General features: G+C 60.7%; 21 protein-coding genes. 15 read left to right on the top strand and 6 right to left on the bottom strand.

The genetic code is table 11. The features are described 5' to 3' along the window. The first annotated feature begins 347 nt into the window (after positions 1-347). The 6 genes from GNZ12_RS06025 to GNZ12_RS06000 all read left to right on the top strand — a co-directional run bounded on the left by GNZ12_RS06025 (position 348) and on the right by GNZ12_RS06000 (position 6747). Positions 348-1553, top strand: coding sequence for a cation:proton antiporter (locus GNZ12_RS06025; RefSeq protein WP_172309484.1), 1206 nt, complete (start codon positions 348-350; stop codon positions 1551-1553). Positions 1554-1681: 128 nt separating this feature from the next. After that, positions 1682-2797, top strand: coding sequence for a YbdK family carboxylate-amine ligase (locus GNZ12_RS06020; protein ID WP_172309483.1), 1116 nt, complete (start codon positions 1682-1684; stop codon positions 2795-2797). A gap of 538 nt (positions 2798-3335) precedes the next feature. Beyond that, a complete protein-coding gene (locus GNZ12_RS06015; RefSeq protein ID WP_172309482.1) occupies positions 3336-3974 on the top strand; it encodes a MarR family winged helix-turn-helix transcriptional regulator in 639 nt (212 codons plus the stop codon). Between the two features lie 128 nt (positions 3975-4102). Then, entirely contained in the window at positions 4103-4816 is a 714-nt protein-coding gene (locus GNZ12_RS06010) for a glutamine amidotransferase (RefSeq protein WP_172309481.1), read from the top strand. A gap of 73 nt (positions 4817-4889) precedes the next feature. Further along, positions 4890-6002 carry an NADH:flavin oxidoreductase/NADH oxidase gene (locus tag GNZ12_RS06005; RefSeq protein WP_172309480.1) on the top strand — a complete coding sequence of 371 codons (1113 nt, stop codon included), beginning with the start codon at positions 4890-4892 and terminating at the stop codon, positions 6000-6002. 220 nt (positions 6003-6222) lie between these two features. After that, the gene (locus GNZ12_RS06000) at positions 6223-6747 is read left to right on the top strand and encodes an SET domain-containing protein (RefSeq protein WP_172309479.1); all 525 of its coding nucleotides are present in this window, start codon (positions 6223-6225) and stop codon (positions 6745-6747) included. Between the two features lie 62 nt (positions 6748-6809). Here GNZ12_RS06000 and GNZ12_RS05995 read toward each other — a convergent pair whose 3' ends face one another. Together GNZ12_RS05995 and GNZ12_RS05990 are read right to left on the bottom strand one after the other, a co-directional pair. Continuing rightward, the gene (locus tag GNZ12_RS05995; RefSeq protein WP_172309478.1) at positions 6810-8312 is read right to left on the bottom strand and encodes a sensor histidine kinase; all 1503 of its coding nucleotides are present in this window, start codon (positions 8310-8312) and stop codon (positions 6810-6812) included. 143 nt (positions 8313-8455) lie between these two features. Continuing rightward, a complete protein-coding gene (locus GNZ12_RS05990; RefSeq protein ID WP_028197606.1) occupies positions 8456-9142 on the bottom strand; it encodes a response regulator transcription factor in 687 nt (228 codons plus the stop codon). A 160-nt stretch (positions 9143-9302) separates the two neighbouring features. Between GNZ12_RS05990 and GNZ12_RS05985 the strand changes: the two genes are divergently transcribed. Then, on the top strand, positions 9303-9527 hold the full coding sequence (locus GNZ12_RS05985; RefSeq protein ID WP_172309477.1) for a DUF3717 domain-containing protein: 225 nt from the start codon (positions 9303-9305) through the stop codon (positions 9525-9527). Between the two features lie 95 nt (positions 9528-9622). Here the strand turns inward: GNZ12_RS05985 and GNZ12_RS05980 are convergent, their stop codons facing one another. Continuing rightward, a complete protein-coding gene (locus tag GNZ12_RS05980; protein WP_172309476.1) occupies positions 9623-9943 on the bottom strand; it encodes a 4a-hydroxytetrahydrobiopterin dehydratase in 321 nt (106 codons plus the stop codon). A 74-nt stretch (positions 9944-10017) separates the two neighbouring features. Then, positions 10018-10908 carry a phenylalanine 4-monooxygenase gene (phhA, locus tag GNZ12_RS05975; RefSeq protein WP_216673106.1) on the bottom strand — a complete coding sequence of 297 codons (891 nt, stop codon included), beginning with the start codon at positions 10906-10908 and terminating at the stop codon, positions 10018-10020. Between the two features lie 148 nt (positions 10909-11056). Between phhA and GNZ12_RS05970 the strand changes: the two genes are divergently transcribed. Continuing rightward, positions 11057-11548, top strand: coding sequence for an Lrp/AsnC family transcriptional regulator (locus tag GNZ12_RS05970; RefSeq protein WP_074281788.1), 492 nt, complete (start codon positions 11057-11059; stop codon positions 11546-11548). A 90-nt stretch (positions 11549-11638) separates the two neighbouring features. Here GNZ12_RS05970 and GNZ12_RS05965 read toward each other — a convergent pair whose 3' ends face one another. Continuing rightward, on the bottom strand, positions 11639-12175 hold the full coding sequence (locus tag GNZ12_RS05965) for a class IV adenylate cyclase (protein WP_172309475.1): 537 nt from the start codon (positions 12173-12175) through the stop codon (positions 11639-11641). 349 nt (positions 12176-12524) lie between these two features. Further along, positions 12525-13424: a LysR family transcriptional regulator gene (locus GNZ12_RS05960; protein WP_172309474.1), complete on the bottom strand. Its 900-nt coding sequence runs from the start codon at positions 13422-13424 to the stop codon at positions 12525-12527. Positions 13425-13557: 133 nt separating this feature from the next. Between GNZ12_RS05960 and GNZ12_RS05955 the strand changes: the two genes are divergently transcribed. The 7 genes from GNZ12_RS05955 (at position 13558) to GNZ12_RS05925 (ending at position 23128) form a co-directional block, all read left to right on the top strand. After that, positions 13558-15096, top strand: a complete 1539-nt coding sequence (locus GNZ12_RS05955) for a CoA-acylating methylmalonate-semialdehyde dehydrogenase (RefSeq protein WP_172309473.1) — start codon at positions 13558-13560, stop codon at positions 15094-15096. A gap of 1103 nt (positions 15097-16199) precedes the next feature. Then, on the top strand, positions 16200-17915 hold the full coding sequence (locus tag GNZ12_RS05950; protein WP_172309472.1) for a GMC family oxidoreductase: 1716 nt from the start codon (positions 16200-16202) through the stop codon (positions 17913-17915). Positions 17916-18280: 365 nt separating this feature from the next. After that, positions 18281-19060, top strand: a complete 780-nt coding sequence (locus tag GNZ12_RS05945) for an ABC transporter ATP-binding protein (protein WP_097390772.1) — start codon at positions 18281-18283, stop codon at positions 19058-19060. Then, entirely contained in the window at positions 19057-19815 is a 759-nt protein-coding gene (locus GNZ12_RS05940; RefSeq protein ID WP_172309471.1) for an ABC transporter ATP-binding protein, read from the top strand. Before GNZ12_RS05945 ends, GNZ12_RS05940 begins: the two co-directional genes overlap by 4 nt. Positions 19816-19866: 51 nt before the next feature. Beyond that, positions 19867-21081 carry an ABC transporter substrate-binding protein gene (locus tag GNZ12_RS05935; RefSeq protein WP_172309470.1) on the top strand — a complete coding sequence of 405 codons (1215 nt, stop codon included), beginning with the start codon at positions 19867-19869 and terminating at the stop codon, positions 21079-21081. Positions 21082-21272: 191 nt separating this feature from the next. Continuing rightward, positions 21273-22157: a branched-chain amino acid ABC transporter permease gene (locus GNZ12_RS05930; protein WP_074281797.1), complete on the top strand. Its 885-nt coding sequence runs from the start codon at positions 21273-21275 to the stop codon at positions 22155-22157. After that, a complete protein-coding gene (locus GNZ12_RS05925) occupies positions 22157-23128 on the top strand; it encodes a branched-chain amino acid ABC transporter permease (protein ID WP_172309469.1) in 972 nt (323 codons plus the stop codon). The genes GNZ12_RS05930 and GNZ12_RS05925 overlap by 1 nt, the downstream gene beginning before the upstream one ends. Positions 23129-23337: the final 209 nt, after the last annotated feature.

Raw genomic sequence — 23337 nt, 5'->3', positions numbered from 1 at the left:
GTGCTTTCGGTCAAGTTCGAAAAAGCTATGGCACAATCGCCGTTCTTTTCCGCGTCGTGCTTCGCCCCTGGCGGCACACGCTGCAACGGAACGGTGCCGCTCAATCAGAATCTGATTCAAAGTCGACGGCATTCTTTCACCGTGCCGGGCCGGTTGCTACGGCCGCACCCCAGAATGCGCCGCCCTCCCAGCGGCTGCGGCGTGTTCAGATCATCCGATCGTTGAAAACTCGCAACGCGGGTCACGCGAAGCGATCGCGACAGTGAGCGCCTCAGGCGCCCATCCGCTCGCCGGTGTTTGCGCCGGTTCGTGTTGTCTGCCGTTGCTGCAAAGGAGAACCCATCACGATGAAGTCGGCGTTTTCATTTTTCCCAGCCTGGCCACTCACACCCGACGCCATTTTTTGGGCTGGTCTTGCCTTGCTCGCCGCGGGCCTGTGCGGCGAACTTTGCTATCGCGCATGGCGTTTGCCACGCATTTCCGGGTATGCGGTCATCGGTCTGGTCGCAGGCGCAGCCGGTTTCGGCGTGATTGACGCGGATTCCGCGAGCGCCGCGCGGCCCTTGCTCGATGTCGCGCTCGGTTTGTTGTTATTCGAACTGGGCAGCCGGCTCGATCTACGCTGGATTCGCCGCAATCCCTGGCTGATTCTGTCGAGCATCGCCGAAGCCACGCTGACATTTGCGCTGGTTTTGCCGGTTTTGTTGTTCCTGAAGGTGCCGCTGATCGTCGCAACGGTGCTCGCCGCGATTGCCATGGCGACTTCGCCGGCAATGGTGATCCAGCTCAAAACCGAGTTGCGCGCGGAAGGTCAGGTGACCCAACGGTTGTTGACCCTTACCGCGCTGAACAGCATGTATGCGGTGGTGATCGAAAAGCTTGTCTCGAGCTGGTTGCATCAGGAGGTTTACGGCAACGTATACGCCACGATTCTGCAACCGCTGTATCTGCTGGCCGGCTCGCTCGTGCTGGCCTATCTGCTGGCGCGCACCTGCACGTTTTTTTATCGCCGCCTGAACATGCAGGACGAGCATTCGTTCGTCGCGCTGTTCGGCCTCGTGCTGCTGGCCATTGCGGTGGCGCATGTGTTCAAGCTTTCCACGATTCTTGCCTTGCTGGCCGCAGGCATCATCGTGAAGAATCTTGAAGCGCGTCCGCAGTTGTGGCCGGAACATTTCGGCACGGCCGGCTGGTTGTTGACCGTGATTCTGTTCGTGTTGACGCTGACTTCATTCGAATGGAAAGACATCGCGCTCGGCGGTGTGGCGGCGCTGGGTCTGATTGTTGCGCGTCTGGTGGCGAAACTGGTGGGCGTGATGGCCTTCGCCAAGCCGAGCGGCTTGAACTGGAAGCAGGGGATGGCGCTCGGTTTGTCGCTATCGCCCATGTCGGCGCTCGCGTACCTGCTCGTCGACGATACGTACAACCTTTATCCGAATTTCGATCCGCAATTGCGGGCCATCGTGATGTGTTCGATCTTCGTGCTGCAGATTCTCGGCCCGTGGCTCGTGTACCGCAGCCTGGCGCTGGTGGCCGAACGGCGCGAAGAGTAAGCACGCACCGCTACTCGATTCTTCAGGCGCTTGATTTGCGCGCTTTATCCAGCTTATTCGCTTAAAAAACGGCCGGCGTGTGACACACCCATGTGACACACACCGGCCGACCTGACTCAGGGGACGCCATGTCACTCGAACCCTTCATCGATTCGAAACCGTTCACTTTCGGTGTCGAACTCGAAATGCAGATCGTGAATACGCACGACTATGATCTGACCAAAGCCGGCTCGGATCTGATGCGCCTCATCAAGGACGAAAAAATTCCGGGCAACATCACGCCGGAAATCACCGAAAGCATGATCGAGTTGTCGACCGGTATCTGCACGACGCATGAACAGGCCGTCACCGATTTGCGCAAGATCCGCGACACGCTGGTTTCCGCAGCCGACCACCTGAACGTCGGCTTATGCGGCGGCGGCACGCATGCGTTCCAGCAATGGAGCGAACGGCAGATCGTCGATACGCCGCGCTTTCAGTATCTTTCAGAGTTGTACGGCTACCTGGCCAAGCAATTTACGGTGTTCGGCCAGCACGTGCACATCGGCTGTCCGAATCCGAACAGCGCGCTGTATCTGCTGCATTCCATGTCGCGCTTCATTCCGCATTTCATTGCGTTGTCCGCTTCGTCGCCGTTCGTACAGGGTGTCGACACCGGTTTTCATTCGGCACGCCTGAATTCCGTGTTCGCGTTTCCGCTGTCGGGGCGTGCGCCGTTCGTTTTGACGTGGGACAGCTTCGAGGAATATTTCTCGAAGATGGTTCACACCGGCGTGGTCAACAGCATGAAGGATTTTTACTGGGACATCCGGCCAAAGCCGGGTTTCGGCACGATTGAAGTGCGCGTGATGGATACGCCGTTTTCAGTGGATCGCGCCGCAGCGATCGCCTGCTACATCCAGACGCTGGCACGGCATCTGTTGCTCGACAAGCCGATTACGCCGAAGGAAGACGATTACCTCGTCTATACATTCAACCGTTTTGAGGCATGCCGCTTCGGTCTGGCCGGCAACTGCATCAATCCGCAAACGAGCGAGCGCAAGACGATTTCCGAAGACATCCTCGAAACGCTGGATCTGATTGCGCCGCACGCCGAAGCATTGGGTTCGGGCAAAGCCCTCGCCGAAATCGGTGCGATCGCGCGTGGCCAGGTCAATGACGCGACGTGGCTGCGCGGCGTCTTCGAGCAGGAAAAGTCCTTGCATGAGGCTGTCAGGCAGCAGTGTCTGCAGTGGCGAGCCTAGCCAGATGCAGGATTGCATACGTTAAACCGTAAGGAAGACCCGCTTCGTGCGGGTTTTTTTTCGTAAATAAATTTCCAGCTCGCGGGCCTTTAGGTTTTTCTAAAGTTTACGTATACAAACATAGTAGTAGTTAACAAGCATTGCATCTGCCTGTGGACAACTGAATAATTCCCTGAAAAGTCAAAGCGCTACGTAAACCATAACTGGGCTGATCCGAGGCACATCGGTGCCGGTAAACGAGGACAACTTCGGGAGTGGCAGAGGCGGCAAGTTGCTTATCAAGAATCGGCACACATGCCATCCCCTGTGTTTTCCCATGGTTATCCACAGGTTATGTTGGATAACTTAGCTGTACGATTGGCCGGTCTCGCATAGAATGTCGCTTTAGCTGCCTTTGGCTTCCAAGGCGGTAGATTTTTGAGATAGTAGAAACCGTCTCGCCTGCTGTTGGGCGAGGCTACCCCACACAGGCTACGGGCGTGTTCGGCGGCGGATTGCTGGCATCGCACCAAGGCTTTAAATAAACCAATCGAAGATTATGAGCGAAGGCGTATACGGAGAACAGGCAGCCGGGCGAGTGACCCACAGCCTATTGCGATTGAGCACGGCCATGAGGAGCCAGGCTTGGGAATGGGCGGAAGGCGCAGGCCTCACGCCAACCCAAGGCGAAATCCTGGTCTTGCTGATGCAGCGCAAGGGCCCGATGCGTCTTGGCGAAATCGCCCGTGAAACGGCGCTGACCGCCGCGACCACCAGCGATGCCGTGAGCACGCTCGAGACCAAGGGTCTGGTCGAAAAGCGCCGTGCCCTCGATGACGGCCGCGCCCTCGCGGTCCGTCTGACGGCGCGTGGCCGCACCGCCGCCAAGCGCGCTGCGCAATGGCCGGACTTCCTGGCCAAAGCGGTCGGCACGCTGCGCGAGGAAGAGCAGACGCTGTTCTATCGCACGCTGCTGAAGACCATTCACCAGCTGGAAGCGCAGGGCACGATTCCGCCGCACCGCATGTGCCTGAGCTGCACGCACTTCGAGCCGAGCAAGAATCCGAAGAAGACGCCGCATCACTGCGCGCTGCTCGACATGAATATGTCGGACACGGATCTGCGTCTCGATTGCTCGGTGTACGAAGCGGCCGACGTCGCCACCCAGAAGAAGACCTGGAAGATCTTCGCCCAATAAGGCGGCGTCTTCCGGGACAATCCGCTACACTGCCAAGCCGTGTTCCGGCGGGCGGCGCTTGCCGTCCGTCGGCCGGTTCGCGCCGTGTAGCGGCAAGTCTTTGGTCAACCTGAAGGTGGGGCAGGCTGATGAATCGCGAAGTTCTGGCCATTCGCCATGTGCACTTCGAGGATCTGGGCAGTTTTGAACTGGAGCTCGGCGAGCGTGGTCGGCCGGTGCGTTATCTTGATGTCGGCCTTGGCCGTATCGAAGCGCCGGACCCGGTTGCCGCATCGCTCATGGTGGTCCTCGGCGGTCCGATCAGTGCAACCGACGACGCGCTTTACCCGACGCTCGTCCCGTTGCTCTCCATGGTCGAAAAGCGCATTGCCGCTGGGTTGCCGACGCTCGGCATCTGCCTCGGCGCGCAATTGATCGCCCGTGCGCTCGGTGCGCGGGTCTATCCCGCAGGCCATACCGAAATCGGCTGGACACCGCTTACGCTCACCGATGCGGGCCGTGCTTCGCCGGTGCGTCATCTGGACGGCGCGCACACGTCGATGCTGCATTGGCACGGCGACACCTTCGATTTGCCCGACAACGCCACGCGGCTCGCCTCGACGCCAGCGTGCGAAAACCAGGCTTTCGGCTGGGGTGGTCACGTGCTGGGTCTGCAATGCCATCCGGAGATTCGCGCTGACCGGTTCGAACCCTGGCTGATCGGCAACGCCGGTGAGATTGCCGGCCACGGTATCGATGCGCGTCAGTTGCGGGCTGAGACCGCGCAGTTCGGTCCGGCGCTGGAAGCCGCCGCGCGCCGGATGTTTGGCGAGTGGCTCGATCAGGTTGAGCCGAAACCCTGATCTGAGCGAAGCTGCAGACAATCACCCGCGGTGCTATGCTCGTTCGCTCTTGGGTTTTTTCTGGGCGTAATCCATGAGCGCGCTTTTTTCTCCGCTCACGCTGCGTAGCGTGACGCTTCCCAATCGTATAGTCGTCTCCCCGATGTGCCAGTATTCCGCCGAACGTGGCGAGGCGACGGCGTGGCACATGATCCATCTCGGCAGTCTGGCGTTATCGGGCGCCGGCATGTTGTGCATCGAGGCGACCGCCGTTGAACCGGATGGCCGCATCACGCCGGGCGATCTGGGATTGTGGGACGACGCCACCGAAGCCGCGCTTGAGCCGGTTCTGGCCGCGATCCGCAAACATTCGCCGATTCGCGTCGCGATGCAGTTGGCGCATGCGGGGCGCAAGGCGTCGAGTCAGGTGCCCTGGGAAGGTGGGCAACTGATTCCGGTGTCGCAAGGCGGCTGGCTGCCGCATGCGCCGTCGTCGTTGCCGCACAAAGCGGGTGAAGAGCCGCCGCTCGCCCTCGATACACCTGCACTGAACCGGATTCGTGAAGCGTTCGCGGCTTCCGCGCGCCGCGCCGCGCGCCTCGGCGTCGATGCGTTGGAATTGCACGCGGCGCACGGCTATCTGCTGCATCAGTTCCTGTCGCCGATCGCCAATCAACGCAGCGATGACTACGGCGGTTCGCTCGAAAACCGTATGCGTTTTCCACTCGAAATTTTCGACATCGTGCGCGCGGCGTTTCCGGCCGACAAACCGGTTGGCGTACGTGTCTCGGCAACCGACTGGGTCGACGGCGGCTGGACGCTCGCGGACACGATCGCGTTCGCGCAGGAGTTGAAAAAGCGCGGCTGCGACTGGATCGATGTGTCGTCAGGCGGCGTCTCGCCATTGCAGAAGATTCCGCTCGAGCCGGGCTACCAGATCCCGTTCGCGAGCGCGGTCAAGCATGCAACTGACCTCACGACCATTGGCGTGGGCCTGATTACCGATCCGCTGCATGCCGAACAACTGATCGAAGCGGGCGATGCTGATCTGATCGCGCTGGCCCGCGCGTTGCTGTACAACCCGCGTTGGCCGTGGCACGCGGCGGCGCAACTCGGCGCGACGGTCGTAGCGCCGCCGCAGTACTGGCGTTCGCAACCGCGCGAGCAAAAAGCACTGTTCGGCGACATTTCTTTCGGACAACGGTGAACTTGCCCATGCGCGTTGAACGCGTACGTCTTATTGACGGTTGAACGAAGCCGTCTTGAACGTGTAGGATGCCGGATGTGGCGCATGAGCGTCGCAGGTCGACGCGGCGCTCGCAAGGCGCCGCGTTTGCTATCCGCGTCAGAAAGAGCAGCGCGTTAGACGCGGGCAATTCTGGCGGCTGCCGGATCTTCACCCCCAGTTCTTCACAAGGATTCATTCAATGAGTTCACGCAGGATCGCCGTGCGCCGTTCGGGTGTGCACGGCAAAGGCGTGTTTGCCATCGAGCCAATTGCGGCCGGCGAGCGGCTGATCGAATACAAGGGTGAGCGGATCTCCTGGAAGGAAGCATTGCGCCGTCATCCGCATAATCCGGCCGAACCGAATCACACGTTCTACTTCGCGCTCGATAGCGGCAAGGTGATCGACGGCAAAGTGGACGGTAACAGCGCGCGCTGGATCAACCACTCATGCGCGCCGAACTGCGAAGCCGAAGAGATCGACGGTCACGTGTACGTGACCGCGCTGCGAGATATCGCCGAGGGTGAGGAAGTCTTTTACGACTACGGCCTCGTCATCGACGCGCGTCAGACCAAGAAGCTCAAGAAGGAATACGAATGCCGTTGCGGCGCGCGCAAGTGCCGCGGCACGATGCTGGCGCCGCCGGAGAAAGAGAAGGGCGCGTCCGGGTCCGACAAGACGGTGAAGAAGGCGAAGACGTCGGCGAAAAAAGCGAAGAAGAAATGAAACGCGGGCTGCCTGAGTTGAACGTCAGTTAACTCAATGCAGCCCGTTGATCCACTGCAGAGTCACATATCGATCGGCGCCGAGTGCGCCGATTTTTTTGCTGGGCGCCGTGTCTCGGGATCGACGTCGCGCTGAACGCTGGTGGGCATAAGCGGAATACGCACGATAAAGCGCGCCCCGCCTTCCGGCGCATCTTCGTAATGCACGCTGCCGTGATGCAGCACCATGATGTCGTGGACGATCGCGAGACCGAGACCGGCGCCGCTATCCACGCCAGCCTCACTCTGACCGTCACCACGGAAGAACCGCTTGAACAGATCGGCTTGCTGCGCGAGCGGCACGCCTGGCCCATTGTCCTCCACGATGATCTCGGCCATGCGCACCTCGTCGATCACGGTTTGCGACACCGTCACGGTAATGCGGCCGCCATCGAAGCGCGACGGCGGTACGTACTTGAGCGCGTTATCCAGCAGATTGGCGATCACTTCGTGCAGGAGCACCGGATTGCCGCGCGCCATCAGCGGGTGATCGTTGGCCGGATCGTCGAGGCGCTGGAAGCCGAGGTCGACGTGGAAAGTCAACGCGCGCGGCACCCATTCCGCACCCGTATCGAAAGCGAGTGCGGCCATATCCACGTTGACGAAACGTGCCGCCTGTTCGCCCGGCTCCGCGCGCGCAAGCGAAAGCAACTGATTCGACAGCCGCACGGCGCGATCGGCCGCTGCGCGCAGTTCACGGACCGCGTTGAGCGTCTGCTGCGGGTCGCGTGCGGTTGCAGCCTGTTCCGCATGCAGCTTGACGGCGGTGAGCGGCGTGCGCAGCTGATGCGCGGCGTCGGCGATAAATTTGCGCTGGCCGTCGAGGGCGGTTTTCAGGCGGTCGAGCAGCGCGTTCAACGCGCCGGTGAGCGGCCGGATCTCAACCGGAACATAGGTTTCGTCGACCGGTTCGAGCGACGTATGCGTTTGCCGGTTCAATGAGTCCGCGAGATCGGTCAGTGGATTGAGCTGTTGATTGACAACCCGCCACACGATCACCCAACCCGCCAGCAGCAGCAACAGCAGCGGCATCATGATCGCGACCAGAAACTCGGCGGCGATGCGAAAACGGTGATGCACCGGTTGTCCCACTTCGACGACGATCGGATTGCCGCTCGGCTGATCGACACGCACCTGCGCCACGCGCACGGTCACGCCTTCGTGTTGCGTTTCGAATACGTACGCATAATGCATACGCCGAACGCTGGTGCCCTGCAGCGGCAGATTGTGGTCGCCGGCGATTTCGGTTTCGCCGTTGCTGATCCGATAAACGAGTTGTTCGACCGGATCGGAGAACATGGCCTGCGCGAGCGGCGGCACCGTCACCTTGGCGTCAGGGCCGGCTATCTGGATCTGTTTGGAGATCGCGGTGGCGAGATCGGCGAGCGACCGGTCAACCACGTGTTGGGTGTACTGCCACGCCAGCCAGTATGCGATCAGGCCGCTCATGAGCGCGAGCAGCGAAAGGGGAGCAGCGAGGCGCCGCAGCAGCGTGCGGCGCAGACTATTAGCGGCCGGCTGGGGCATGATCGAACGCGCGGGAAAGAGGCAACGGCGACAAGCACCGTGGCGCCGTGAAAATTCGCCGGATGCCGGCGAATTGCGCACGGAGTGCGCGGCGCCGGCCCGGCGCCGTCAGGCCGCAACACAGGATGCGGCCCTTGTGACGATTATGCGGCCTGGCGGATTTCCTGCAACAGGTAACCGAAGCCGCGCACCGTGACGATTTCGACACGGCAGTTTTCGAGCTTTTTGCGCACCCGGTGCACATAGACTTCGATCGCGGTATCGCCGAGATCACCGCCGAAGTGCGTCAGATGGTCTTGCAGTTGGGCCTTGCTGACCACGCGGCCGTGGCGCAGCAGCAGCATTTCGAGCACTGCGAATTCACGCGGCGACAGTTCGAGCGGCTTGTCGTCGTTGAAAATGCGGCGATCGACGCCCGACAGACGCACACCGCCCAGCGACACTTCCGGACGCGGCATATCGCCGTGCGGACCGCTGCGGCGCATGACCGCGCGGATGCGCGCTTCGAGTTCGGTGGGTTCGAACGGCTTCAGCATGTAGTCGTCCGCGCCGGAATTCAGGCCTTGCACGCGATCGTTCAACTCGTCGCGCGCGGTGAGGATGATCACCGGCGTGTGACGATTGCTCTGACGGAAGCGCGCGAGCAGCGTCATACCGTCGATACCGGGCAGGCCCAGATCGAGGATCACCAGCTCGTGGCGGTTTTGGGTGAGGGCCTGCTCGGCGAAAATGCCGTCATGGACCATGTCGACGGTGAAGCCGGCTTGTTCGAGACTGCTTTGGATGCCGCGTGCGATGGGGCGGTCATCTTCGATCAGAAGGAGTCGCATGGATTTCGCTCAAGTACAATGGGTTTAGGCGTTTGGGCAAGCGGTTCGCCGGGGCGCCTGCTGCACAGGCAGCGTGCGGCATGGTCATGCCGAACTGGCACGAAGGACCACGAAGCAGCTATCGAGCAGCGTTGATGCGGCCAACGAGCGATCAGGAATCATGTCCGAGATAACGATTCACGAACTGGAAGCCGCGATCAACTTCTGGCGCGCCCGCTCACCTTCAAGCGGCGACGAACTCGTTCTGTGCAAGGAGGCAAGCGCGCTCTCCAAGCCGTATGCGCTGATGATTGTACAGCGTCAGCAGACGCTATCGCCGGAACGTTTGGACGGGCTTGCCAAGCAAGCGTGGGATTCTTACGTGCGCCTTAATAATAACCTGTAGAACTGAAGGTTTGGGCGACAGATTGCCTGCAATGTCCTTTCATTTTCGCCAAATCGTCCGATACCGGGGCGCATTAGTGCACCTGAGCGCTTGTATTACGCTGTAATACTGTCAATAAATCGTGCCAATCGGATGTCCCGCTCGGTCAAACCATTGGCCTCGTGCGTCGACAGCGTGATCTCCACGTTGTTGTACACGTTGAACCATTCCGGGTGGTGGTCCATCTCCTGTGCCTTGATCGCCACGCGCGTCATGAAGCCGAATGCTTCGTTGAAGTCGGCAAATTTGAAGTGGCGCTGGATCGCGTCGCGGCCTGCCACGGCTTGCCACCCGCGCAGTTCCGCGACCTGCGTGGCACGTTCTTCGGAAGTCAGTTTGTTAATCATGGTGCTTACCTCGTTGATCTGAACAGGCATACCGGTCGGCGTGCGTATCCGCTATTTTTTCACGGATGCCAACGGCTTGCTGTCGGCCGAATCAGCTTGGGTCGTCAGATATCGCCGTCGGCTTGCCAGCCTTCCTGCGAGCCGCGCGTGATGACGCGATCGTGCTTGAGCACGTCGCCGGCCCCGAACGCCGGCTCCGCGGCCAGCCTGGCCAGCAACGGCGCGAAGTCGGTTTGCGCGACGCCGAACAATTGCGTGAAGTCGTCGATCACGAAGTAGGTTTTCTGGAACGTGTCGATGCGGTAGCGCGTGCGCATCACGCGTTCGAGGTCGAAGCCGAGTCGGTTCGGCGCCGCGCTTTGCTGACTGTAGAGCGTCTCGCCTTTGCTCGAGACGATGCCCGCGCCGTAGATCTTCACACCATTCGGACTCGCCGCGTCGCGGATCAGGCCGAACTCGACTGTGTACCAATAGAGTCGCGCGAGTAGCGGCAGGGCGCCGGCATCATTGGCGGCGAGCGCGGCGCGGCCGTACGCGTGCATGTAGTTCGCAAACACCGGATTGATCAGCAGCGGCACGTGGCCGAACAGATCGTGAAAACAGTCTGGTTCCTGCAGATAATCGAGTTGGTCGGGGCGGCGCATCCACCATGTCACCGGAAAGCGGCGGTTCGCCAGATGTTCGAAGAAAACCTGGTCGGGCACGAGTCCGGGCACGGCGACGATTTGCCAGCCGGTCGCGGGCGTCAGCCTGGCGTTGATTTCGTCGAAGGCGGGCACGCGGTCGGGCGGCATGCCGATACAGTCGACGCCTGCCAGAAACTCATCGCACACACGGCCCTTGAGCAGGGCGGTCTGGCGTGCATAAAGCTGTTGCCAGACAGCGTGGTCGACTGCGCCGTACCGTTCGGTTGGCTGGTCGATGGTGAAATCGGCGCGGGTTTCGAGGCCGGCGTCGAATTGCTCTTTGAGTTTGGCGGTGTTGGCTGTGGACATGTCGCTGCGCGTTCTACGGTGACTGCGGTTTGAAACGGTGATGCAAGTGTAGAGCGGCGGGCGCGCGGAAAGGGCGCAATGATGGCGTTACAACGGATCAATATGCAATAATCGTGCATCGATTACAGGTTTAATGCGGAAATTGATCATGTTAGAACTCGATCACTTCGATCTCGCGCTGCTGGACGTTCTGCAGCGCTTTGGCCGGGCCACGCATCAGCAATTGGCTGAGCAGGTGCCGTTGTCGCCGTCGCAGATTGGGCGGCGCTTGCAGCGGTTGGAGCAGATCGGTGTGGTGGACGGCTATCGCGTCGTACTGCGCCAGGAAAAACTCGGGCTCGGCGTGACGGCTTTCACGAGCCTGAAGTTGAAGCACCACGGCGACTCGATCATCGAGCAATTCCAGCAACAGATCGACGTGCTGCCGGAAGTACTGGAATGCCACGCGGTGGTCGGCGACGCCGATTATCTGCTGCGCATCGTGGCGCCCGATCTGAACTATCTCTCGACGTTCGTGATGAAGAAGTTGATGCGCGTGCCGGGCGTCGACAGCGTGCGCTCCAATATCGTGTTGACCACGTTCAAGCGCAATGGACCGTTGCCGCTCGGCCATCTGTCGCCGGGGGCGGCCGCCGCTTGATGCGGCGGCTTCGCGGCCTTTCGGGTGTTTTAGGTCTGTGGGGGCCGCTGTTCCCGGATTGATATGGCCGCGACCCGCAATGCTTAAGTTTTACGCAGCTTGCTTCGGTTCGCCGTCCGGACTCAGCAAATCGACATAGGCGACCGCCACCAGATCCGATTCCGGCACGCCAAGGGTCGCGAACATCGCGTGCGCTTCGGCGTGGCCGCCTTCTTCGTCGTCGTCCTGAGCCAGCACGACTTCGAGCTCGACGAAGTCGCCGAGACCATCGACACGGTCCAGATGAATCCGCGTACGCCCTGTCAGATAGACGTGACGTTCCTTCGTGACGATGCCACGCGTGGTCAGCGCCGTGGCGAGCAACGCGTGCATCGCTTCAGGGTTGGTCACCGGGCTGCGCGTGTAGTACGACGCCTTTGGGCCGTCGCGGTCGTCGCGCTGATAGAAGATCAGTTCGGCCGGTGTGCCGTCGTCGAATTGGCGCAGCTTCAGGCGGCCACGCGGCACATCGTAGAAAAAGTCCTGCTGGCGAAAGATCAGCGGCGCGTCCGGCGCGAGCTTCGCGGCGCGTTCGCGCAGTTGCTCGAAATGCTGGGCGCGGGCTTTGATTTCAATGTTGCGTGCCATGTCAGGCTCCTGTCGAAGGATGGAGTGGTCGGCGGCTTCCGGTGTTGCCGGGGCGAAGCTGCCGGGAAGGACAAAATCAGACGGAACAAAACGATGCGGAGCCGGCGCGTGAGCGCGAACCCCCAATCTAACAAAAAGCGCGTGACGATGTCGTTTCAGATGCCGGGGCCGACGACGATGACCTGTCGATGTGACTCGCGCCGACGACCGCCGAGGGGCGATTGGCGCGACCGTTCGGCACGGCACGGCACACCCAGCGAGCATGACCTGAGGGCGCACGCTGAGCGACTGTCATGAGCGTGGCTCATATCGCTCCCGTGTTGCCCTCAGGCATGCCTTCAGGCCGCGCTCATGTCGCCCATTGCTGCTCGATCAGCTTCAACGCTGCGGCAATCGCCGGTTCGTCCTTGCGCGCGGCCAGCGTAATAAAGGTGAGCTGGGTCGGCACGGTGACGCCTTCCACGATGGTCAACGCATGCGCATGAGCTTCGGCGATCGCCGTGGCATCGCGCGCGAGCGTCAGACCGACGCCGGATTTGACCAGATCGAGCATTGACGGCTCCTGATCCACTTCCGCCACCTTAACCGGTTTTACGCCGGCTTCGTCGAAGCAGCGCGACAACAATCTATTGTGCGCGGACGCGGGTGGCGTCCAGATCCAGGGTAGCGCGGCGAGCGAACGCCAGTCGCGCGCGCCTTTCACGCGGTCTTTCCAGCCGGCTGGCGCCAGCACGCGGTACTGGAAGTGGGTGAGCGTGACGGTGTGGAAGGCGGCGACATCGCGCGTATCGTCGTCGGACGGCAGGCCGATGTAGTAGCCGACATCCAGTTCGCCCGCGCGCACCTGCGCCAGCACCCAGCCCGACATGCCGTGGCGCAATGCCGTTTCGATGTGCGGCCACGTTTCCACCAGTTGCTTGAGAAAGCCGCCGAGGCGCAGAAAAGCCGGGTCGAGAATCGTGCCGATCCGTAATCGACCGCGCACTTCGTGGCGCAGCGCCGCCGCCGCACGCTGCACGTCACTCGCGGCGCCAAGCGCACGTTCGGCATGAGGCAGCAGGGCCTGACCGTCGCGTGTCAGCGAAAGCCCATGCGAGGTCCGCGTGAACAGCGTCACGCCGAGCGTCTCCTGCAAATGCTTGATTTGCAGGCTGACGGCAGGTTGGGTCAGATGAAGCTGCACCGCGGCGCGCGTGAGGTTGCCCTCGCGTGCGACGGTGACGAATGCCCGTAGCAGAGTCAGGTCCATATCCTGATATTAGCTCGGCTTATAGCGCAGTTGAGCATTACTCATTGGATTTGTCGCCCCGAAGCGCCGTACGCTTGCGTTCATCACGCCGTGTGCGGTAGGCGGAAGACATTCATAGGAAGAGGACACGAAGATGAGCGAGACATATCAGGACGAGGCCGTCCGGAGCGAGACGAGCGCACGCGCGCTGACCCATTTCATTAACGGCAAGACGATCGAAGGCACGAGCGGCCGCTTCGGCGACGTGTTCAATCCTGCGCTTGGCAGCGTGAGCGCACGCGTGCCGCTGGCGAGCGTCGCTGAAGTGGACGCGGCGGTCGCTGCTGCCAGTGCTGCCTTTCCTGCATGGAGCGAAACCGCGCCGATCAAGCGGGCGCGCGTGCTGTTCAAGTTCAAGGAATTGCTTGACCGTCACCATGACGAACTGGCGGAGTTGATCACACGTGAGCACGGCAAGGTGTTTTCGGATGCGAAGGGCGAAGTGATGCGCGGTATCGAGATTGTCGAGTTCGCGTGCGGCATTCCGAATCTGCTGAAGACTGACTTCACCGACCAGATTGGCGGTGGCATTGACAACTGGAATTTGCGTCAGCCGCTGGGCGTGGTGGCCGGCATTACGCCGTTCAATTTCCCGATGATGGTGCCGTGCTGGATGTTCCCGGTGGCGATCGCATGCGGCAACACGTTCGTGCTGAAGCCCTCAGAGCGCGATCCGTCCGTCTCGAATCGATTGGCTGAGTTGCTGAAAGAAGCGGGATTGCCGGATGGCGTGTTCAACGTCGTGCATGGCGACAAGGTGGCGGTCGATGCATTGCTCGTGCATCCGGAGGTGAGCGCGTTGTCGTTTGTCGGTTCGACACCGATTGCCGAGTACATCTATACGGAAGGCACGAAGCACGGCAAGCGCGTGCAGGCTTTGGGCGGTGCGAAGAATCACCTCGTGGTGATGCCGGACGCGGATCTCGATCAGGCTGTCGATGCGTTGATCGGCGCGGCGTATGGTTCGGCGGGCGAGCGCTGCATGGCGATTTCAGTGGCTGTCGCGGTGGGGCATATTGCCGATGAATTGATTGAGCGACTGACGCCGCGCGTGAAGAGCCTGAAGATTCTGAACGGCATGGAATCGGAAGCCGAGATGGGGCCGTTGGTGACGGCGGCGCATCGCGAGAAAGTGACGGGTTACATTGATGCCGGCATTGCGGCGGGTGCGAAGCTGGTTGTCGATGGGCGTGGCCATCAGGTGGCTGGGCATGAGAAGGGGTTCTTTCTCGGTGGTACGTTGTTCGACGATGTTTCGACCGATATGAAGATTTATCGCGAAGAGATTTTTGGTCCGGTGCTGTGTGTTGTGCGGGTGCCGGATTTTGCTTCTGCTGTTGAGCTGATTAACGCTAACGAGTTTGCTAATGGGGTGGCGTTGTTCACCTCCGATGGAGGGGTGGCTCGGGCTTTTTCGCGGCAGATCCAGATTGGGATGGTGGGGATTAATGTGCCGATTCCTGTGCCGATGGCTTGGCATTCTTTTGGTGGGTGGAAGAGGTCTCTCTTCGGGGATCACCATGCCTACGGGGAAGAGGGGGTTCGGTTTTATACGCGGTATAAGAGCATCATGCAGAGGTGGCCCGATAGCATCGGGAAGGGGGCTGAGTTCACTATGCCAGTGGCGAAATAGTTTTTGTTGTTTTGCCTGCGCGGCGCTTAGTGTCTGTGCTTTTTGGGTTTTGGCGTTTTCTTGAGGTGTTTGGATGGTCAGCGCTCGTTCGTCTGTTTGCCTACGGCGTTGGCCTTTCCTTGATTTCTTATTGGTCTATTAGTGTTGCCCCTGTGCGGGGCGGCACTTACTTTCTTTGCCGCCGCAAAGAAAGATAAGCAAAGAAAGCGGCTCACACCGCTAGCTCATAAGCGGGTCCCCTGGCTTGGAGGGGGTAGTGGTGCATCTGGAATCCGTGCCCTCGCACCTTCGGCGTGAGTGACAAAGAAGTCATCAGCTCCCACTCCGCACTACGTGCGTCGCGGATGGGGCTGCCAGGGAAACCTGGGGCTTCGTTCGTGGACGGTGGGGGCCATCGGCTGCGCCGCGGCGAGGCGCCTTATTGCTTGATGGAAAGTTGCACGGGCGGAGGTAGTCGAGAGTGAGCAAGCGTGACCCACGCTGCCGAGTGCAGTGATCAGCAGCCGGCAAATGTGAGTAGGAGAGGATGCCGAGTTAAGCAATCGACTGATGGCAAAAGTGAGTAGGTGGGGGCTGGGAATCAAGCGATCGGCACCGGGAGATGTGAACGAGAGAGTGCGGAGCGAAGTGGCCGACAGCCAGCGTATGTGAACGGAGTGGGCGCAAGTGAACCAACGTTTTTATGAGGTACGTTTCGGCGCGCGCAGCGCCGCCGGAAGTATGACTGCCTTGTCACTCGCGCGGAATGTGCGGGAACACAGATTCCAGATGCACCACAGCCCCCTCCAAGCCAGGGACCCGCTTAAGAATTAGCGGTTTGAGCTGCTTTCTTTTGCCTACTTTTCTTTGCAGCAGGCAAAGAAAAGTAGGTGCCTGCCCCGCACAGGGGCGACGCTAATAAACCACTAAGAAAACAAGGAAAGGCCAACGCCGTAGGCAGACAGACAAACAAGCGCCCGCACGCAGACAGATCAAGGAAAGGCCAACACCGTAGGCACACAGAAACGAGCGCCGCGAAGGCAAAAAACCAGGCAAAGCCCAACGCCTCAGGCATACAGACGGCCCAAGCGCCGCGCAGGCAAAAAAGCTTAGGAGACGAAACCATGAGCAACACCGAAAAAACACCACTGATGCCCCGCCGCCTGGAAGGCGAATTTGATTACATCATAGTAGGCGCCGGCACGGCAGGTTGCGTCCTGGCCAACCGCCTATCGGAAGATCCAGAAATACAAGTCCTGCTACTAGAAGCCGGCGGCAAAGACGACTACCACTGGATCCACGTACCGGTAGGCTACCTCTACTGCATTGGCAATCCCCGCACGGATTGGCTCTACAAAACGCAATCAGAACCCGGCCTGAACGGCCGCTCCCTCTCCTATCCCCGCGGACGCGTATTAGGCGGTAGCTCATCCATCAACGGCATGATCTACATGCGCGGCCAGCGCGAAGACTACGATGAATGGGCCCGCGTCACCAACGACGCCTCCTGGTCCTGGAACGCCGTCCTCCCCATCTTCAAACGTAGCGAAGACCACCACGCCGGCGCGTCCGAATCGCATGGAGCAGGCGGCCCATGGCGCGTTGAAAAGCAACGCCTGAAATGGAAGATCCTCGAAGAGTTTTCACACGCCGCGCAACAAGCCGGCATACCCGCCACCGACGACTTCAATCGCGGCGATAACACCGGCGTCGGCTACTTCGACGTCAATCAGAAACGCGGTATCCGTTGGAATGCGTCGAAAGCCTTCTTGCGTCCAGCGCTCAAGCGCCCGAATCTCACCGTCATCACCGGTGCGCACACCCAGCGCGTCGTGTTCGAAGGACGCCGCTGCACCGGCGTGGAATATCGCGGCGACAACACCGACTATCTCGCCAAAGCCCGTTGCGAAGTGATCCTCAGTTCGGGTGCGGTCAACTCGCCGCAATTGCTCGAACTCTCGGGTATCGGCAATGGCGCGCGTCTGCAGAATCTCGGCATCAAGGTCATAAAGGATCTGAGCGGCGTCGGCGAAAATCTGCAGGACCATCTGCAATTGCGCATGGCCTATAAGGTCGACGGCGTGCGCACACTCAATACAGCCTCCGCCCATTGGTGGGGCAAACTGATGATCGGCATGCAGTACGCGCTATTTCAAAGCGGTCCGATGTCGATGTCGCCGTCGCAACTCGGCGCGTTCGCGAAATCCGATCCGGATGATCGCTCGCTCACTCGCCCCGATCTCGAGTATCACGTGCAGCCGCTCTCGCTCGATCGCTTCGGTGAACCGCTGCATCGCTTCAACGCGTTCACCGCGTCGGTGTGTCAGTTGCGGCCGACTTCGCGCGGCAGTATTCACATCGAATCGGCCGACGCTTCGGCGCCACCGTTGATCGCACCGAACTATCTGTCCACCGATTACGACCGGCACGTCGCTGCCAACGCTTTGCGCCTCACGCGCCGTATTGCCGCGGCACCCGCGCTCGCGCCTTATCGGCCGCAAGAGATTCTGCCGGGGATTCAGTACCAGACCGAAGAAGAACTTCAGCAGGCCGCGGGCGCGGTCGGCACCACCATCTTTCATCCGGTCGGCACCTGCCGTATGGGTACCGCCGACGACCCCGGCGCGGTAGTCGACAACCGGCTACGAGTTATCGGTGTTGACGGCTTGCGTGTGGTCGATGCATCAATCATGCCGTCCATCACCTCTGGCAACACCAACTCACCGACGCTGATGATCGCAGAACGCGCCAGCGACATGATCCGTGAAGACCGCCGCGCACGCGTCGCCGGCAGCGTGCTGGTCCAGACGAGCGCTGCGCCGTCCGTGTCCGCCGTGTGACACACCGTGTGACAGTGGGAGCCGAGGCCGCGGCGCGTGCCTCGGCCTTCCCCCGGTGTGCCTCGAGCAGGATTGAAGCACCGTTCGAGTATTCCTCAGGCACGCTCCGAGCAAGGTTCGAGTGCGTCTCGAGCCCGCCTCAGGCCGGTTTCATGCAGTCGTCACTTACTAAGTGCAAATCCCAATGAATGCGCTGCATCATTGGCGCGACAATGGCACCCATGCTGCGTGCCGCCCCATGGATTACCGTCCGGATTGGTGCAGCACGCCAACGAGCGACACGGGGGTGTCGCCGTCATCAAACGTCGCGCAGCCGTTCGCGCGGAAGATCGTAGTGCTTCGCCTTACTCCGTATGGAAGGGAACATGATTCTCGGCGATACGATTCTCGAAACGCGCGGCCTCACCCGCGAGTTCAAAGGCTTCATCGCCGTGAACGGGGTGAACCTGCGTGTGCGCCGTGGCTCGATCCATGCGCTGATCGGCCCGAATGGGGCAGGCAAGACCACCTGCTTCAATCTGCTCACCAAATTCCTTGAACCGACGGCGGGCCAGATCGTCTTCAATGGGATCGACATCACCAATGAACGCCCGGCGCAAATCGCCCGGCGCGGCATCATCCGTTCGTTCCAGATCTCTGCTGTATTTCCGCATCTGACAGCATTGCAGAACGTGCGTATCGGTTTGCAGCGCGTGCTCGGCACGGCATTTCATTTCTGGAAGAGCGAACGCACGCTGCGCCAGCTCGACGATCGGGCGATGGACTTGCTCACCCAGGTGGGCTTGACCGATTTCGCCGATGTATTGACCGTCGAGCTCTCATACGGCCGCAAACGCGCGCTGGAAATCGCCACCACGCTCGCGATGGAGCCCGAGTTGATGCTGCTCGACGAACCGACGCAAGGCATGGGCCATGAAGATGTCGATCGCGTGACCGCGTTGATCAAAAAAGTATCGAGCGGCCGCACGATTCTGATGGTCGAGCACAACATGAACGTGATCGCCGGCATCTCCGACACCATCACCGTGCTGCAACGGGGCGAAGTGCTCGCCGAAGGCAGCTACGCCGAGGTGTCCAAGAACCCGCTCGTGATGCAAGCCTATATGGGCAGCGCCGATGCGGCGCTCGCCGGAGCCCACGCATGAATACGATTGCCGAGCGGGAAAACCTCGAGGTGAGCGGTACGGCTGGCGGTGCCCCCGCGCTGGAGATCGCGGGTTTGCAGGCATGGTACGGGGAGTCCCATATCCTGCATGGCGTCGATTTGACGGTGAACCGCGGCGAAGTTGTCACGCTGCTGGGCCGTAACGGCGCGGGGCGCACCACCACACTGCGCGCGATCATGGGGTTGACCGGCCGGCGCACCGGTTCGATCCGCATCGGCGGACGCGAAACCATCAACCTGCCCACGCATCGCATCGCCCATTGCGGCATCGGTTATTGCCCGGAAGAGCGCGGGATTTTTTCGAGCCTCTCATGTGAGGAAAACCTGCTGTTGCCGCCACCAGTCGGCGACAAGGCGCACATGATGTCGCTCGAAGAAATCTATTCGATGTTTCCGAATCTGCAGGAACGCCGCATGAGCCAGGGTACGCGGCTTTCGGGCGGCGAGCAGCAGATGCTGGCCGTCGCGCGTATTCTGCGTACTGGCGCGAGTTTGCTGCTGCTTGACGAAATTTCGGAAGGCCTGGCGCCAGTGATCGTGCAAGCGCTCGCTCGCATGATCATGACGCTCAAGGCGCGCGGCTACACGGTCGTGATGGTCGAACAGAATTTCCGCTTTGCCGCGCCACTCGCCGATCGGTTCTACGTGATGGAACACGGCGGCATCGTCGAACACTTCGAGGCCAGTGAACTCGAAAGCAAGATGCCGGTACTGCACGATCTGCTGGGCGTATAAAAAACGTCCGATTGCCTCTGATAACCACAAGTGAAGAAACAGGAGACAGGAATGAAAAAGAACCCACTCGCGCGGCTTGCCACACTGTGTTTCGCGGTTGCCGCCGGCGCCGCGTTGACGATGGGCGCCGCGCAAGCGGCTGACGATGCGGTAAAGATCGGCTTCATCACCGATATGTCAGGTCTGTACGCGGATATCGACGGCCAGGGCGGCCTTGAGGCGATTCGCATGGCCGTGGCGGACTTTGGTGGCAAGGTCAATGGCAAGCCGATCACGGTGGTCTACGCCGATCACCAGAACAAGGCCGACATCGCTGCGTCGCGGGCGCGCGAATGGTTCGATCGCGATGGCGTCGATCTGCTGATCGGCGGCACGAATTCGGCAACCGGGCTGTCGATGAACACCGTGGCCGGTGAAAAGCACAAGGTTTATATCAGCATCGGCGCGGGCGCCGACACCCTGACCAACGAGCAGTGCACACCGTACACGATCCACTATGCGTACGACACGACGGCGCTCGCCAAGGGCACGGGCTCGGCGGTGACGAAGCAGGGTGGCAAGACGTGGTACTTCCTGACCGCTGACTACGCGTTCGGCAAGGCGCTCGAAAAGAATACGTCGGACGTGGTGAAAGCGAACGGCGGCCAGGTGCTGGGCGCCGTTCGCCATCCGCTGTCGGCGTCGGACTTCTCGTCGTTCCTGTTGCAGGCGCAGGCATCGAAGGCGCAGATCCTGGGCCTCGCTAACGCAGGCGGTGACACGATCAACGCGATCAAGGCGGCCAAGGAATTCGGCATCACGAAGACGATGAAGCTGGCCGCGTTGTTGATGTTTATCGACGATGTCCACAGTCTGGGTCTGGAAACGACTCAGGGCCTGGTGCTGACGGACAGCTGGTACTGGAACAAGGACGCCAATACGCGCAAGTGGGCAGAGCGTTACTTCGACAAGATGAAGAAGATGCCGTCGAGCCTGCAAGCGGCCGATTACTCGGCGACCATGACCTATCTGAATGCGGTGAAAGCGGTCGGTTCGACCGACTCCGACAAGGTGATGGCGCAACTGAAGAAGGCCAAGATCGACGACTTTTACGCGAAGGGCTACATCCGTCAGGACGGCAGCATGATCCACGACATGTACCTGATGCAGGTGAAGACGCCGGCCGAATCCAAAGAGCCGTGGGACTACTACAAGATCACCGCGACAATTCCGGGCGAACAGGCGTTCACGACCAAGGCGGAAACGCGCTGCGCGTTGTGGAAGTGAGCGTGGCTTGATAACCAGATGACTGTCTGTGGGCCTCTCCTGGCGGGCGACACATAGCGCCGCGTTGGTACACAGACAGGCGAGAAAGCGCTTCACATGCCGCGTGCGATCGGCCAGGTACCGATCGCACGCCGGCTGGATCGTGCGTAACCGATCTCACCTTGGCGATGGCTTAAGGGATTAAGGCTTCAATGGAAATCTTTGGCGTTCCGCTACCGGCAATGCTGAGCCAGTTGCTGCTCGGGCTCGTGAACGGCTCGTTCTATGCGATTCTGAGCTTGGGTCTTGCGGTGATCTTCGGCTTGCTCAACGTGATCAACTTCGCGCATGGCGCGTTGTTCATGCTCGGCGCGATGCTCGCGTGGATGGGCCTGTCGTATTTCGGTCTGCCGTACTGGGTGATGCTGGTGCTCGCACCGCTGATCGTCGGCGTATTCGGCATCGTGATCGAACGCTCGATGCTGCGCTGGCTGTACAAGCTCGATCACCTGTATGGGCTGCTGCTCACCTTTGGACTCACGCTGGTTGTCGAAGGCGTGTTCCGTTCGATCTACGGTTCTTCCGGTCAGCCGTACGATGTGCCGTCGGCACTCTCCGGCGCGACCGATCTCGGCTTCATGTTCCTGCCGAACTATCGCGCGTGGGTGGTGGTGGCGTCGCTCGTGGTCTGCTTCGCGACGTGGTTCGTGATCGAAAAGACGCGCCTCGGCGCCTATCTGCGCGCGGGCACCGAAAATCCGAAGCTGGTCGAGGCGTTCGGTGTCAACGTGCCGCTGATGATCACGCTCACGTATGGCTTCGGCGTGGCACTGGCGGCGTTCGCCGGCGTACTCGCCGCGCCGGTGATTCAAGTCTCGCCGCTGATGGGCCAGCCGATGATCATCACCGTGTTCGCGGTGGTCGTGATCGGCGGCATGGGTTCGATCATGGGCTCGATTCTGACCGGCCTGATGCTTGGCGTGATCGAAGGGCTAACGCGCGTGTTTTACCCGGAAGCGTCGGCGACCGTCGTCTTCGTGATCATGGCGCTCGTGCTGCTGGTGCGCCCGGCGGGTCTCTTCGGCAAGGAAAAATGATGCAGAGAAAAGTGCTCTACGGTCTGCTGTTCATTGCGCTTCTCGCGGTGCCCGTGCTCGGCATCTATCCGCTCTTCGTGATGAAGGTGCTGTGCTTTGCGTTGTTCGCGGCGGCCTTCAATCTGCTGATCGGCTACACGGGTTTGCTCTCGTTCGGTCACGCAATGTTTCTCGCCTCGGCCGGTTACGTCACCGGCTATGCGATGCAGACGCTCGGCTTCTCTCCGGAGCTGGGCGTGCTGGCCGGCACCGCTGCGGCAACGCTACTGGGGCTGGTGGTCGGCCTGTTTGCGATCCGCCGGCAGGGCATCTACTTCGCGATGGTGACGCTGGCGCTCGCGCAGATGGTCTACTTCGTGTTCCTGCAGGCGCCGTTCACGCACGGCGAGGACGGCCTGCAAGGCGTGCCACGCGGCAAGCTGTTCGGCTTGCTGGATCTGTCGTCGGACGTGACGTTGTACTTTGTTGTGCTGGCCGTGATGGTGCTGGCATTTCTGCTGATCGTGCGGATCGTGCATTCGCCGTTCGGGCAGGTGCTGGTGGCGATCAAGGAGAACGAGCCGCGCGCCGTGTCGCTGGGTTACGACACCGATCGTTTCAAGCTGCTGGCGTTCATTCTGTCTGCAGGGCTTGCCGGTCTCGCGGGTTCGCTCAAGGTTCTGGTGCAGGGCTTCGAGACGCTGAGCGACGCGTACTGGACCATGTCGGGCCTCGTGATCCTGATGACGCTCGTCGGCGGCATGGGTACGCTGTTCGGGCCACTGCTTGGCGCAGCGCTGATCGTTGCGCTCGAAGACCGGCTCGGCGATATCGGCACGGCGCTGGCAACGACCACCGGGGTTGACTGGTTCCGCTCGTTGGGCGAATCCGTGACCATCGTGACTGGCGTGATTTTTATTGCCTGCGTGCTGGCGTTCCGGCGTGGCATTGTCGGTGAGATCGTCGCGCGAGTGCGGCCGTTGCGGGCGTGAAAAGGCGTGGGATTTTAAATTGCTTCGGCATCCGATGTAATTCGGCGGCTTTAAAGTCGGCTAAACCGCATCTTGCGTTGTGCGGAGGGCAGGCTCCCGCACCGAGCGCTGCACGAAACGTGCCCCAAATTTGTGCCGCAGTGCACCACTAGGGTAATTGCTAGTTGTAAGCAGATAGGTGCTCGTTTAACCTTCATGCAGTTCTGATG

The sequence above is a fragment of the Paraburkholderia solitsugae genome, from assembly GCF_013177695.1.
GTDB lineage: Bacteria > Pseudomonadota > Gammaproteobacteria > Burkholderiales > Burkholderiaceae > Paraburkholderia > Paraburkholderia solitsugae.
Note: the sequence above shows the minus strand (reverse complement) of the source record. Positions and strands in the feature narration are given on the sequence as shown.